Here is a 13,397-nt window from a genome sequence, read left to right on the forward strand (position 1 = left end):
GCGACAGGTGAGCGCGGGCCGGCGGGCCAGGGAAAGAGGCCCGGCATCGAGACAACCGGGATGAGGCGGTCCGTCGCCGGTAGTAGGGTAGGGGACTGGCCGATATCTCGATATCGAGATTTCTTCGGCCCACACACCACCGTTCGCCCAGCGAAGGACTCTCTGTGGATCTCTACGAGTACCAGGCCCGCGATCTGTTCGAGAAGTACGAGGTGCCGGTTCTCGCCGGCATCGTCGCCGACACCCCCGAGGAGGCGAAGGCCGCCGCCGAGAAGCTCGGGGGCGTGGTCGTCGTCAAGGCGCAGGTCAAGACCGGAGGTCGCGGCAAGGCAGGCGGCGTGAAGGTCGCCAAGACCCCCGAAGAGGCCTACGAGGCCGCCGAGGCCATCCTCGGCCTCGACATCAAGGGTCACATCGTCAAGCGCGTGATGATCGCGGCCGGAGCCCGCATCGCCCAGGAGTTCTACTTCTCCGTGCTGCTCGACCGTGCCAACCGCTCGTACCTCTCCCTCTGCAGCGTCGAGGGCGGCATGGAGATCGAGCAGCTCGCCGTCGAGAAGCCCGAGGCGCTCGCCCGCATCGAGGTCGATCCGCTCACCGGCATCGACCACGCCAAGGCCGTCGAGATCGCCCGCGCCGCGAACTTCCCCGATGACCTCGTCGAGCAGGTCGCGGATGTCTTCGTCAGGCTCTACGACGTCTACAAGGGCGAGGATGCCACTCTCGTCGAGGTCAACCCGCTGGTCCTCACCGAGGAGGGCGAGGTCATCGCCCTCGACGGCAAGGTCACGCTCGACGAGAACGCCGAGTTCCGTCACCCCGGCCACGCGCGACTGGAAGACAAGGACGCCGCAGACCCGCTCGAGGCCAAGGCCAAGGAGAACGACCTCAACTACGTCAAGCTCGACGGCGAGGTCGGTGTCATCGGCAACGGCGCGGGCCTGGTCATGTCGACCCTCGACGTCGTCGCCTACGCCGGCGAGAACCACGGCGGCGTGAAGCCGGCGAACTTCCTCGACATCGGCGGCGGCGCATCGGCCGAGGTCATGGCCGCGGGCCTTGATGTCATCCTGGGCGACCCGCAGGTCAAGAGCGTGTTCGTCAACGTCTTCGGCGGAATCACCGCCTGCGACGCGGTCGCCAAGGGCATCGTCGGCGCCCTCGCCGAACTCGGCTCGACAGCCACGAAGCCCCTGGTCGTCCGCATCGACGGCAACCGCGTCGAGGAGGGCCGCCGCATCCTGCAGGAGGCGAACCACCCCCTGGTGACGCTCGCCTCGACCATGGACGAGGGCGCCGACAAGGCCGCCGAACTCGCGAACGCCTGACCCGCAGCATCCGGATAAGGAACAACACATGTCGATCTTCCTCACCAAGGACTCCAAGGTCATCGTCCAGGGCATCACCGGCGGCGAAGGCACCAAGCACACCGCTCTCATGCTGAAGGCGGGCACCAACGTCGTGGGTGGTGTCAACGCCCGCAAGGCGGGCACCACCGTGCTGCATAAGGACAAGGACGGCGCCGACGTCGAGCTTCCCGTCTTCGGGTCGGTGGCCGAGGCCATCGAGAAGACCGGTGCGGATGTCTCCATCGCATTCGTTCCGGCCGCGTTCACCAAGGCCGCGATGATCGAGGCCATCGACGCCGAGATCCCGCTTCTGGTCGTCATCACCGAGGGCGTGCCCGTGGGCGACTCGGCCGAGGCCTGGGCCTACGCCACCTCGAAGGGCAACACCACTCGCATCATCGGACCGAACTGCCCCGGCATCATCACCCCCGATGAGGCGCTCGTCGGCATCACCCCGGCCAACATCACCGGCAAGGGCCCCATCGGGCTGGTGTCGAAGTCGGGCACCTTGACCTACCAGATGATGTTCGAGCTGCGCGACATCGGCTTCTCCACCGCCATCGGCATCGGCGGCGACCCGATCATCGGCACCACCCACATCGACGCGCTCGCCGCGTTCGAGGCCGACCCCGAGACCAAGGCCATCGTCATGATCGGCGAGATCGGCGGCGACGCCGAAGAGCGCGCGGCCGACTTCATCAAGGCGAACGTCACAAAGCCCGTCGTCGGCTACGTCGCCGGCTTCACCGCTCCCGAGGGCAAGACCATGGGCCACGCCGGCGCGATCGTGTCGGGCTCGGCGGGCACCGCCCAGGCGAAGAAGGAAGCGCTCGAGGCCGCCGGGGTCAAGGTCGGGAAGACCCCGTCCGAGACCGCCGCCCTCATGCGCGACATCGTCGAGGGGCTCTGAGCCGGATGCCGCTGAAGGGCGAGTACAAGCCGAGCACGTCGCAGTGGGCGCGTGAGCAGGCCGAGCAGTACGAGGCGTCGGGCGGAACCGAAGCCAACCTCCTGCGCGGCGTGCCGATCATCGTGCTGACCACGGTCGGCGCGAAGAGCGGGGGCCTGCGCAAGACGGCGCTGATGCGCGTCGAGCACGAGGGGCGCTACGCAGTCGTCGCCTCGAAGGGCGGCGCACCCGACGAACCCGCATGGGCTGCGAACATGCGCGCGCACGCGCACGTCGAACTGCAGGATGGCGCGGTCAAGCGCGACTATCGGGCGCGCGAGCTCTCGGGCGACGAGTACACCGAATGGTGGAACCGCTCGGCCGAGGTGTGGCCCGACTACAACGAGTATCAGAAGAAGACCGACCGCACCATCGCGGTCTTCGTCCTGGAACCGTTCGACCCGTCGGAGTAGCCCGAGAAATCCCCGGAGGATGCCGCGCCGCGCCGTGGTCGCGCCCGGTCGCCGGTCTACGATCGGGCCGTGAAGTCGGAGACCGCCCTCGTGCTGGCGTGCGTGGGCGCCCTGGGCGCGGCGGCGGGGATCGGTCTCGCGGTGGCGGTCGCCCTTCCGCCGAGCCTGGCGAACCTCGGCGCCACGGTGTACGAGACGCCGACCGAGGTCACGATCGCCGACGCCTCGGTGACTCTCACGGCGCCCGCGGGCTGGATCGTCCGGCGCCCGCCCTTCGACGATGACGAATTGACCCTCACCAGTCCCGACGGGCGACTCGAGATCGCGGTCACCGAGCTGGGCGGGGGCTTCGACACCGCGTATGCGGACCTCGTCCGCGGAAGCGACGCGCAGGGCGCCGTGCCCGTGACCGAGACCCTGTCCTCGGGCTCGCGCACCCAGCACACCGAAGTCGCGGGCGACGACGGCGGCGTCGTCCTGGCGGCCGTCGGAGACGAGCGCGGTCCGGTCAGCGCGGGAATCGTCGCGCGGGTCGCCGACGGGAGCATCGACGACTACCGCTACGCGATCGCCGAGGTGCTCGACACCGTGCGGGTCCCGTCGTGAGTCGGCACCCGAAGCGGCGCCCGAGGTCGCGGGGCTCACGGGGCCGCGGCGCGCTCCCCGTCGTCCTGATCGGCGCGCTCGCGCTGGCCGCGTGCGCACCGGCGACGGATGCGGCGTGGCGGCCCGCCGCTTTCCCCGCCGCCCGAGTGGCGGTGGGTGAGTTCCCCGCGGCCATCGACCCGGCGGCAGTGCCGGCGCTTCGCCCGGTGCGGATCCGCAACGACGAGGTGGGGATTCAGGCCCGCGTCGCTCTGCTCCCCGGGCAGACGCCCCTGGGCGACCGCGTCATCGGCGCGGTGCGGGAGGCGATCGGGGGCCGCGAAGCGGCGACCGGAGTCGCGTACACACCCCAGGTGCAGGCGCGCGGCGCGGGACTCGGCGACCGAAGGTGCGTCGCCGAATCCACCCGCCTCCCCGCCGCCGACCTGCTCGCCGACCCGCGTCTCGGACCCGCGAACGGCTCAGGCACCGCGGTGGCGTGCGACATCGTCGTCGCCGCCGGACCGTACCTCGGGATGCGGGTGCGCACGGTCTCGGGCGACGGCACGGCGATCAGCGCGGACACCTCGGCCACCCTCTACACCGACCTCCGCACCGGCGAGACCGTTTCGGCCGACGCGCTCTGGACCCTCGAGGCGGGTCCCGCACTGTGGGGCGACATCGTCGAAGCCCTCCGACGCGACGCGGGCGCCCTGAGCCTCGCTCCCGTCCAGCCTCCCGACGAGGCCGGGCTCGCCGTCATCGGCGCGGCCCTCGCTCGCTCTGTCCCCGCCGCAGGCACCGTTGTCGTCGAGGTGCCGGCCGGATTCAGCCCGCCCGAGCTGCAGGCACTCGGCATCGCCGCAACGACCGAGCCGATGGCGGTCTCCGTGCCTCTCGACGTGGCGACGCCGTATCTCACGCCGTTCGGGGCGGGTCTGGCCGGCGCTGTGGCATCCGCTCTGCCCTATGAAGCCCCGGCGACCATCCCCGCCGGGGCCGAGACGATCGACTGCGAGCTCGTGCCGTGCGTCGCGCTGACCTATGACGACGGCCCGTCGCCGTACACCGCCGGAATCCTCGACGAGTTGAAGGCACGCGATGCGGCGGCGACGTTCTACGTGCTCGGACAGCTTTCCCGGCCCTACGCCGACGCACTGCGCCGCATGCGCGACGAGGGTCACGAGATCGCCAACCACACCTGGAACCACCCGAGCCTGCCGTCCCTCACCGACGAGCAGGTCGCCGCGCAGCTGCGCGACACCAGCGCGGCGATCCAGAGCGTCGTGGGAACGCGCCCGACGAGCTTCCGCCCCCCGTACGGCGAGTACGACCAGAACGTCCTGCGCATCGCGGGCCTTCCGGCGATCCTCTGGGACGTCGACACGTTCGACTATCAGCGACCCGAGATCGACACGCTCATCGCGCGGGCGGTCGACGCCCCTCGCCCAGGCTCCATCGTGCTGATGCACGACATCCACCCCGGCACCGCGGCAGCTGCGGCCGCCACGTACGACGGGCTGCTCGACCGAGGCTTCTCGCTGGTGACGGTGACGCAGATCTTCGAGGGCGACATGCCGGCGTCGGGGGCCTGGACCTCGGGGCGCTGACCGGCAGCGCCGGCCTGCTGCCCTCTCGGGGACGTCAGGCGCCCAGGACGGCCTCGATCGGTCCGCGGGCGAAGTAGACGACGAACCCCGCTGAGACGATCCACAGCAGGGGGCTGATCTCCCGCGCCTTCCCGGCGCAGACCCGCACGATCACCCAGGAGACGAAGCCCGCGCCGATGCCGTTGGCGATCGAGTAGGTCAGGGGCATCACCGTCACGGCGAGGAAGACCGGGAGGAGCACCGAGAAGTCACTGAAGTCGATCGCCCGGATCTGCGACATCATCAGTGCGCCGACGATCACCAGCGCCGCCGCGGCCACCTCGGTCGGCACGATCGACACGAGCGGGGTGAAGAACATGGCGATGAGGAAGAGCCCACCGGTGACCAGGTTCGCCAGCCCCGTGCGGGCTCCCTCGCCGATGCCGGCGCCGGACTCGATGAAGACGGTGTTGGACGACCCGGAGGTGTACCCGCCGGCGACCGCGCCGACTCCCTCGACGATCAGCGACGAGCGCAGCCGCGGGAAGTTCCCCTGCGCGTCGGACAGGCCCGCCTCCTTCGCCAGACCCGTCAGGGTGCCCATGGCGTCGAAGAAGTTCGTGAAGACCAGGGTGAAGACGAGCATGAGGGCGGCGAGGACGCCGATGCGGGCGAACGCGCCGAAGAGGTCGACCTGCCCGACGAGCGCGAGGTCGGGCAGACTGACCCACTGCGCGGGGAGCTCGGGCACCGACAGCCCCCACCCACCTGGAGCGTCGACGGCGGAGCCGAGGTTCCACACCGCCTCGACGATGACCGCGACGACGGTGCCGCTGACCAGTCCGATGAGGATGCCGCCCCGCACCCGCCGCGCCATGAGGATGCCGGTGAGCAGCAGCGTGAAGACGAACACCAGCGTCGGCACGGTGCCGATCGAGCCCTCCACTCCGAGCCCGACGGGGGGTGAGCCGACACCGGTCGCAGTGACGAACCCGGCGTTGACGAACCCGATGAAGGCGATGAAAAGGCCGATTCCGACCGTGATGGCGAGCTTCAGCTGCAGGGGCACGGCGTCGAAGATCATGCGGCGAAGGCCGGTCGCTGCCAGGAGCACGATGATGAGGCCGTTGATGACCACCAGGCCCATCGCCTCGGGCCACGTCACCTCACCGACCACCGACACGGCGAGGAACGAGTTGATGCCGAGTCCTGCGGCGAACCCGAAGGGCAGCCGGGCGACGAGGCCGAACAGGATCGTCATCACGCCCGCGGTCAGTCCCGTCACCGCGGAGAGCTGAGCGAAGTCGAGGCTGTTGCCGTCGACATCGACACCACTGGAGAGGATGATCGGGTTCAGGATGACGATGTAGGCCATCGTCACGAACGTGACCACCCCGCCACGCACCTCGGCGGCGACAGAGGAGCCCCGCTTGGTGATCTCGAAGAACCGGTCGAGCCGGCTCTCAGGGGTGCCGTCGTCGTGCCGGCTCGATGTCGGGTCGCCGATCGTCGGCGCGTCAGATGTGTTGCTCACTGAGACCTCCCCCTCGACGTTAGCGGGTTCGGGCGACACCGATCGGTAGGGTCGTTGAGGCATGCAACGCTTCGTGGTCGCTCTTCTCGCCGCCGTCGACGCCGCAATCGCGGCGGCGGTCGGCCTTGCGCTGATCCTTGCCCCAGCGACGCTCCTGTGGGTGTTCGGGTTCGGCACCGACGCCGACTGGTCGGCGCTGTGGGCCGCGACCGCGTCCGTATGGCAGCTCGGTCATCTCGTGCCGCTGGACATCACGCTCCCGCCGATCTACCTCACCGCCGCCGGAATCGATGAAGCCGCGGCATCCTTCTCCCTCTCGCTCGCACCACTGGCCCTCGCCGCCCTCGCCGCGGGCCTCGCCGCGCGCACGGGCGTGCGGGCCTCGCGGTCGGAGGCGTGGGAGAGCGGACTCATCGGCGGGATCGTCGCCTTCACGGCGCTCGCCGCCGGCGTCGCGCTCACCGGAGCCAATCCGCTCGCGGCGGCGCCGCCGGGGCTCGCGATCGTCCTTCCGGCACTCGTCTTCGCCATTCCTGCCACCCTCGCCGCCGTCGTCACGGAGTGGCGGGAGGCCGATGTCGGGTTGATCGCCCGCGGCCGCGACGCGCTGGAGAGCCGCATCGGCGAGTCGGGCCTCGCGGCGGTGTCGGAGACGACCCGCGGCGTGGGGATCGTCGTCACCGGATTCGTCGGGGCGGGCGCGGTGCTGCTCACCGTGGCGCTCATCGCCCGTGGGCCGCAGGTGGTCGCGCTGTCTCAGGCCGGCAACGCCGACGTGCTCGGCGCGAGCGTGATCGCCCTCAGCCAGCTCGCGTACCTGCCGACCCTGGTCGTCTGGGCGGCCTCGTTCATCGCCGGGCCGGGCTTCGCCGTCGGTGCGGCGACCACGGTCGCTCCGGCCGGCACGCAGGTGGGGGTTCTCCCTCCGGTACCCCTTCTCGGCGTCATCCCCGAATCGACGACGTCGTGGCTCCTCCTCCTCGCGCTCGTTCCGGTCGCGCTCGGCGCGCTCGCCGGATGGATGGTGCGCTCGCGCCTGATCGCCGACCATCCGCGTGCGATCGCCGACGGGTGGGGCCTGCGCGCCACCGTCGCCGGCGCGATCGCCGCGCTCTCGGGCGGTGCCGCGGCGCTCCTCGCTCAGCTCGCCGGAGGATCCATCGGGCCGGGGGCACTCGCGCAGGTCGGACCGTCGCCCGCAGCGGTCGGGCTCGCCGTCGGCGTCGAGGTGCTCATCGGGGCGGCGATCCTGCTGGCGCTGCCGTCCGGGCGGGGGAGCGGAAACGACGCAGATGTCGACGGGTGGCGGGTCTGGCAGCCGGAGCCGTCGGACGAGCCCAGGCCCCTGACAGGGGATGCCACGGCGGACACGTCTCGGGTGCACGACACGGCGCCCGTGGACGGCACGGCTGACCGGGACGATGCAGGGCGCGTCGAGCCCGCCGACGATCCCGATCGGACCGACACCCAGCCTCTCTTCCCGCACCCCCGGCGCGGCGAAGGGTCGCCGCTAGACTGAGCCGGTGCTCACCGTCGCGGTCCTCATCTCGGGCGCGGGGTCCAATCTCCGGGCGCTGCTGGAGGCCGCGGCCGAATCCGACTATCCGGCGCGCATCATCGCCGTCGGCGCCGACCGCCAGGCCGACGGCTTCGCCCACGCCGAGACCTTCGGTGTGCCGACCCTGCTCGTGCCGTGGCGCGGCGCCGCCGAGCGCGAGGCGTGGGGAGCCGAACTCGACGCCCAGCTGCGCGTCTGGAACCCCGATCTCATCGTGCTGAGCGGACTCATGCGGCTCCTGCCCGCCGCGTTCGTCCAGGCGTGGAGCCCCCGCATCATCAACACCCACCCCGCGTACCTTCCCGAGTTCCCGGGAGCACATGCGGTGCGAGATGCGCTCGCCGCCGGGGCGACCCAGTCCGGCGCCAGCGTCATCCTCGTCGACAGCGGTGTCGACACCGGGCCGATCCTCGCTCAGGAGCGCGTGCCGATCCTCTCGGATGACGACGAGCACCGCCTCCACGAGCGCATCAAGCCCGTCGAGCGCCGCCTGATGATCGACGTGGTCCGCCGGATCGCGACCGGTGAGCCTCGACCTCGCTCGCGCCGCGGTTCCCGCGACGCCGGCGTCACCGACATCCGCTCCCGTCTGACCCCCCTCGCAACCCATCCCCGCACGCCTCGAGAAGGAGACCCATGGCCGGCCCGAGTCACGATCCGTCCCTGTACCGCGACCGAGATGTCGTGCCGATCCGCCGCGCACTGGTGTCGGTGAGTGACAAGACCGATCTGCTGCCGCTGGCCGAGGCCCTCGCCGCGTCCGGTGTGGAGGTCGTCTCGACCGGGTCGACGGCGGCGACGATCCGCGACGCCGGCTTCCCGGTGACGGACGTCTCGGCGGTCACCGGCTTTCCCGAGTCGCTCGATGGGCGCGTGAAGACCCTGCACCCCGCCGTGCACGCGGGCCTCCTCGCCGATCTGCGGCTGGAAGACCACGAGCGTCAGCTGGGCGAACTGGGCATCGCCGCGTTCGAGCTGGTCGTGGTGAATCTCTACCCGTTCGTCCAGACCGTCGCCTCCGGCGCCGAGGGCGACGCGGTCGTCGAGCAGATCGACATCGGTGGCCCGGCGATGGTGCGCGCGTCGGCCAAGAATCACGCCAACGTCGCCATCGTCGTCTCTCCCGAGTCCTACCCCGCGATCATCGACGCGGTCCGCGGCGGCGGCACCACCCTGACCCAGCGCCGCGAGCTCGCCGCCCGCGCGTTCGCTCACACCGCGTCGTACGACACCGCCGTGGCGGCCTGGTTCGCCGAGGGGACGCTCGCCGAGGAGGACCTGCCGGCCCACCTGACGATCAAGGCCGAGCGCCTGGCCACCCTCCGCTACGGCGAGAACGCGCACCAGCGCGCGGCGATCTACACCCGCGTCGGCGGGCACGGCATCGCTCAGGCCACCCAGCTCCAGGGCAAGGAGATGTCGTACAACAACTACGTCGACGCCGACGCCGCGCTGCGCGCGGCGTTCGACATGGTCAAGCCCGCGGTGGCGATCATCAAGCACGCCAACCCCTGCGGCATCGCCGTCACGGCGCCCAACGCCCTCGACCCGATCGCCTCCGCGCACCTGCGCGCGCACGAGTGCGACCCGGTGTCGGCCTTCGGCGGCGTCATCGCGGCGAACCGCACCGTCACGCTCAAGATGGCCGAGAACCTGCGCGACATCTTCACCGAGGTGATCGTCGCCCCGGAGTTCGAGCCGGAGGCGCTGGAGGTGTTCCGGCTGAAGAAGAATCTGCGCATCCTGCAGCTGCCCGCCGACTGGCGGCAGGAGCGGATGGACGTCCGTCTCGTCTCGGGCGGCCTGCTGCTGCAGGACGCCGACCGCTTCCCCGACGACATCGAGTCGGTCGCGAAGGACTGGCAGCTGGTGTCGGGGGAGCGGCCCGCAGAAGACGAGATGACGAACCTCATCTTCGCCTGGAAGGCGTGCCGGGCGGTGAAGTCGAATGCGATCGTGCTGGCGAAGAACTCCGCCACCGTCGGCATCGGCATGGGGCAGGTCAACCGGGTCGACTCCTGCCGTCTCGCCGTCGAGCGGGCGGGGGATCGCGTGACCGGTTCGGTCGCCGCATCCGATGCCTTCTTCCCCTTCGCCGACGGCCCGCGCGTGCTCATCGACGCCGGCGTCTCGGCGATCGTGCAGCCCGGCGGGTCGGTGCGCGACGACGAGGTCATCGCGGCTGCGCGCGACGCGGGCGTGACGATGTTCTTCACCGGGGAGCGGCACTTCTTCCACTGAGCGCGCGGCACGCACGGCGTTGCGCACGCGTCGAGCCACCGCGATCGTGGCGACCCACCGCGCGAGGGCGGGTGGCTCGTCGCGATGGGGGTGCTCGGCGTGGGCGAGCGGGTGGCCCAGCCGAGCACGTGCCTTTCCGACGTCTAAGCCGTGTGGAGATCCAGGGCCCGCACCCGAGTGCGCAGAACGGTGCCGCGGAACGGGAAAGCGCGCTCACCGTGATCAGCGAACCCCGCGGAGCGGCACGCCGGACGGCGTCCTCACCCTCGGGCCCGCCGAGGAATCGCGTCATGTCCGCGGCGTCGGCGGCGAGGAGCAAGGGAAGGTGCTCGGGCGCCCAGGGCCGGAGGGTCACGGTCGACATCGGGGCAGTCAACCACACCGCACCGACCTCGATCACGGCGGGCGGCGACCTTTCGTCGAGGGCCGCGCTCAGTCCGCGGTCGGGCGGCCGTACTCCTCGAGGAAGCGGAGCCACACCTCGCTCACCGTCGGGTAGGACGGAACCGCGTGCCAGAGCCGGGACAGCGGCACTTCTCCGACGACGGCGATCGTGGCGGAATGGAGGAGCTCGGCGACATCGGGCCCCACGAAGGTCGCACCCACCAGCACCTCGCGTTCGGTGTCGATGATCGCCCGCGCGCGGCCGACATAGTCGTCGGACACCGTCGATGCTCCCGCCACCCACGACAGGTCGTAGTCGATGACCCGCAAGGGCAGGCCCGCCTTCTCCGCGGCGGCGGCGGTGAGTCCGATCGACGCGACCTCGGGGTCGGTGAAGGTCACCTGCGGCACCGCGGCGTGGTCGGCCGTCGCGACGTGAACACCCCAGGGCGCGTCGTCGACCGCGCCGCCCTTCGCGCGTGCCGCGATGACGTCGCCGGCGGCACGCGCCTGGTACTTCCCCTGGTGGGTGAGCAGGGCGCGGTGATTGACGTCGCCGACGGCGTACAGCCAGTCGGTGCCGCGCACGAGCATCGTGTCGTCGACGTCGAGCCAGGTGCCGGACTCCAGGTCGATGCTCTCCAATCCCAGGTCGGTCGTGCGCGGGGTGCGGCCGGTGGCGACCAGCACGCGCTCGGCGGCGACCTCTGATCCGTCCGACAGCTCCAGGACAGCCAGCCCGTCGTCGGCGGCACGCGCGCGGGTGACCTCGACGTTCTTGCGCACGTCCACCCCGAGCCCGCGAAGCGACTCCTCGACCATCTCGCCGGCGAACGGCTCGGTGCCGCCGAGCAGCCCCGACCGGGCCACCAGCGTCACCTTCGTTCCGAAACCGGCGAACGCGGTCGCCATCTCGGCTCCCACGACGCCGCCCCCGAGGATCGTCAGCGATGCGGGAGGATGCTGCACCGCGGTCGCATCGCGACTCGTCCACGGCTCGACGTCGCGGAGCCCCGGAATGTCGGGGAGCAGAGCCGCCGAACCGGTGCAGACGGCTACCGCGTGCCGTGCGAGGAGGATGGTGTCGATGCCCTCGTCGTCGGTGACGACGACGCGCTTCTCTCCGTCGAGGCGCGCGTGACCCCGCACGAGGTCGATCTCCGCCTTCTGGAGCCACTGCACCTGCGAGTCGTCGTTCCACTCGTGGGTGATGCGGTCTCGCCGACGGAGCGCCGCCGAGACGTCGAGGTCTCCGGTCACCGCCTGCTTCGCGCCATCCACGACCTGCGCCGCCCGCAGCGCCGACGCGCTCCGCAGCAGCGCCTTCGAGGGCATGCACGCCCAATACGAGCACTCGCCGCCGACGAGCTCGGCTTCGACGATGACCGTCCTCATCCCGCCCTGCACGGCCCGGTCGGCGACATTCTCGCCGACCGCTCCGGCACCGATGACAACGACGTCGTACTCCCGGGTGATGTCCATGGTCCCGACCCTAACGCCGCGTGCCCGCGCGCGGGCGGGATTGCGGGTGCTCGCCGCTGCGCCGCTCCTTCCCGCCGTGCCGCGACCGCGGACGTCGGTCGCGGGATCACGCCTGCGTCGCAGGATTTCCGCCGGATCGTGCGACCCAGACGGGATTCTGCGACGCGGGTGGTCGCAGGGAGGGGTTGCGCGGTCGCCTAAACCGCTTTAGGGTAGGTACTTAACCGGTTTAGACATACGTCGACACACGAAGAGGTGACGGATGACGCAGCAGACCCGCCCCACCATCGCCGACGTCGCGCGCCGCGCGGGTGTCAGCAAGGGCCTCGTCTCGTTCGCGCTCAACGGTCGCGCCGGGGTCGCCCCCGACACGCGGGAGCGCATCCTCTCCGCCGCCGCCGAGCTCGGCTGGAGCCCGAACCTGCGTGCCCGCTCCCTCAGCGTCGGCCGTGCGTTCGCGTGCGGCCTCGTGATCGGCCGAAGCCCCGACGTCATCGCCGCCGACCCGTTCTTCCCGTCGTTCATCGCCGGCGTCGAGGACGAGTTCTCGGTGTCGGGACAGGTGCTCGTCCTGGCCGCTGCGACCCCGGGCCGCCAGGAGGCCGAGACCTACCGTGGCCTCGCCGCCGACAAGAGGGTGGACGGTGTCATCCTCTCCGACCTCCGCACCGACGACGAGCGCATCGCGCTCATCGCCGAACTGGGCCTTGCCGCCGTGACCCTCGGCGTCCCCGACGTGGCGAGCCCGTTCACGTCCATCTCGGTGGACGACGGTGCAGGCATCCGCCTCGCGGTCGATCACCTCGCCGACCTCGGTCACACCGACATCGCCCACGCCGCCGGCCCCTTCTCGATGCTCCACGGGCAGCACCGCTCGGCGGCCTTCACCGCGGCAGCGCGCGCCCGCGGCATCCGCTCCCGCATCATCGAGACCGACTTCAGCGCCGCGGACGGCGCCCGCGCCACCGAAGAGCTGCTGGATGCCGCGACGCCGCCGACCGCGATCGTGTACTCCAACGACAACATGGCCATCGCCGGCCTCGGGGTCGCCCAGCGGCGCGGCCTCGACGTGCCGCGCGACCTGTCGATCACCGGCTTCGACGACACCGAGATCGGCCGTCACCTCCACCCCGCCATCACGAGCGTCTCCACCGACGCGCGCGGATGGGGCGCGGCGGCGGCGCGGGCGCTCCTGGAAGCCATCGCCGGCGCCGAGGCCGGCGCGATCGACCTCGCCGACCCCCGGCTCGTGGTGCGCGCCTCCACCGGCGCTCCACGCGCTTGACCCCACCCGCGGGCATCGCCCGCACGCA

The 13,397-nt window shown here is 71.2% G+C and carries 10 protein-coding genes and 1 pseudogene; 9 read left to right on the top strand and 2 right to left on the bottom strand.

All coding sequences use genetic code 11. The features are described from left to right. Nucleotides 1-164 precede the first annotated feature (164 nt). From sucC to QSU92_RS13615, 5 genes are all read left to right on the top strand, one after another. Complete coding sequence (sucC, locus tag QSU92_RS13595; RefSeq protein ID WP_289262692.1) at nucleotides 165-1,328, top strand: ADP-forming succinate--CoA ligase subunit beta; 1,164 nt, start codon at nucleotides 165-167, stop codon at nucleotides 1,326-1,328. 28 nt (nucleotides 1,329-1,356) lie between these two features. Next, entirely contained in the window at nucleotides 1,357-2,259 is a 903-nt protein-coding gene (gene sucD / locus QSU92_RS13600; protein ID WP_289262693.1) for a succinate--CoA ligase subunit alpha, read from the top strand. 5 nt (nucleotides 2,260-2,264) lie between these two features. Beyond that, on the top strand, nucleotides 2,265-2,711 hold the full coding sequence (locus QSU92_RS13605; RefSeq protein WP_289262694.1) for a nitroreductase family deazaflavin-dependent oxidoreductase: 447 nt from the start codon (nucleotides 2,265-2,267) through the stop codon (nucleotides 2,709-2,711). A gap of 69 nt (nucleotides 2,712-2,780) precedes the next feature. Next, a complete protein-coding gene (locus tag QSU92_RS13610; protein WP_289262695.1) occupies nucleotides 2,781-3,317 on the top strand; it encodes a hypothetical protein in 537 nt (178 codons plus the stop codon). Further along, the gene (locus QSU92_RS13615) at nucleotides 3,314-4,906 is read left to right on the top strand and encodes a polysaccharide deacetylase family protein (protein ID WP_289262696.1); all 1,593 of its coding nucleotides are present in this window, start codon (nucleotides 3,314-3,316) and stop codon (nucleotides 4,904-4,906) included. The genes QSU92_RS13610 and QSU92_RS13615 overlap by 4 nt, the downstream gene beginning before the upstream one ends. Before the next feature lie 34 nt (nucleotides 4,907-4,940). Here the strand turns inward: QSU92_RS13615 and QSU92_RS13620 are convergent, their stop codons facing one another. Then, nucleotides 4,941-6,392, bottom strand: coding sequence for an NCS2 family permease (locus QSU92_RS13620; protein ID WP_289265910.1), 1,452 nt, complete (start codon nucleotides 6,390-6,392; stop codon nucleotides 4,941-4,943). Nucleotides 6,393-6,480: 88 nt separating this feature from the next. Between QSU92_RS13620 and QSU92_RS13625 the strand changes: the two genes are divergently transcribed. The 3 genes and pseudogenes from QSU92_RS13625 to purH all read left to right on the top strand — a co-directional run bounded on the left by QSU92_RS13625 (nucleotide 6,481) and on the right by purH (nucleotide 10,218). Further along, a complete protein-coding gene (locus QSU92_RS13625) occupies nucleotides 6,481-7,938 on the top strand; it encodes a cell division protein PerM (RefSeq protein WP_289262697.1) in 1,458 nt (485 codons plus the stop codon). A 4-nt stretch (nucleotides 7,939-7,942) separates the two neighbouring features. Then, nucleotides 7,943-8,506 (top strand): annotated as a pseudogene (gene purN / locus QSU92_RS13630) (phosphoribosylglycinamide formyltransferase); the annotation flags it as partial. 107 nt (nucleotides 8,507-8,613) lie between these two features. After that, entirely contained in the window at nucleotides 8,614-10,218 is a 1,605-nt protein-coding gene (gene purH, locus QSU92_RS13635) for a bifunctional phosphoribosylaminoimidazolecarboxamide formyltransferase/IMP cyclohydrolase (RefSeq protein WP_289262698.1), read from the top strand. A 432-nt stretch (nucleotides 10,219-10,650) separates the two neighbouring features. On the opposite strand, the gene QSU92_RS13640 is transcribed toward purH, so the two are convergent. Continuing rightward, a complete protein-coding gene (locus tag QSU92_RS13640; RefSeq protein ID WP_289262699.1) occupies nucleotides 10,651-12,084 on the bottom strand; it encodes a dihydrolipoyl dehydrogenase family protein in 1,434 nt (477 codons plus the stop codon). A gap of 262 nt (nucleotides 12,085-12,346) precedes the next feature. Between QSU92_RS13640 and QSU92_RS13645 the strand changes: the two genes are divergently transcribed. Beyond that, nucleotides 12,347-13,369, top strand: coding sequence for a LacI family DNA-binding transcriptional regulator (locus QSU92_RS13645; protein WP_289262700.1), 1,023 nt, complete (start codon nucleotides 12,347-12,349; stop codon nucleotides 13,367-13,369). The last annotated feature ends 28 nt before the right edge of the window (nucleotides 13,370-13,397 follow it).

The organism is Microbacterium sp. ET2, assembly GCF_030347395.1.
Classification (GTDB): Bacteria; Actinomycetota; Actinomycetes; order Actinomycetales; family Microbacteriaceae; genus Microbacterium; species Microbacterium albipurpureum.

Excerpts from the sequence above, each read along its gene's own strand:
- QSU92_RS13640 (WP_289262699.1), bottom strand. The coding sequence starts at position 12,084 with ATGGACATCACCCGGGAGTACGACGTCGTTGTCATCGGTGCCGGAGCG.
- sucD (WP_289262693.1), top strand. The coding sequence starts at position 1,357 with ATGTCGATCTTCCTCACCAAGGACTCCAAGGTCATCGTCCAGGGCATC.
- QSU92_RS13625 (WP_289262697.1), top strand. The coding sequence starts at position 6,481 with ATGCAACGCTTCGTGGTCGCTCTTCTCGCCGCCGTCGACGCCGCAATC.
- purH (WP_289262698.1), top strand. The coding sequence starts at position 8,614 with ATGGCCGGCCCGAGTCACGATCCGTCCCTGTACCGCGACCGAGATGTC.
- QSU92_RS13645 (WP_289262700.1), top strand. The coding sequence starts at position 12,347 with ATGACGCAGCAGACCCGCCCCACCATCGCCGACGTCGCGCGCCGCGCG.
- QSU92_RS13605 (WP_289262694.1), top strand. The coding sequence starts at position 2,265 with ATGCCGCTGAAGGGCGAGTACAAGCCGAGCACGTCGCAGTGGGCGCGT.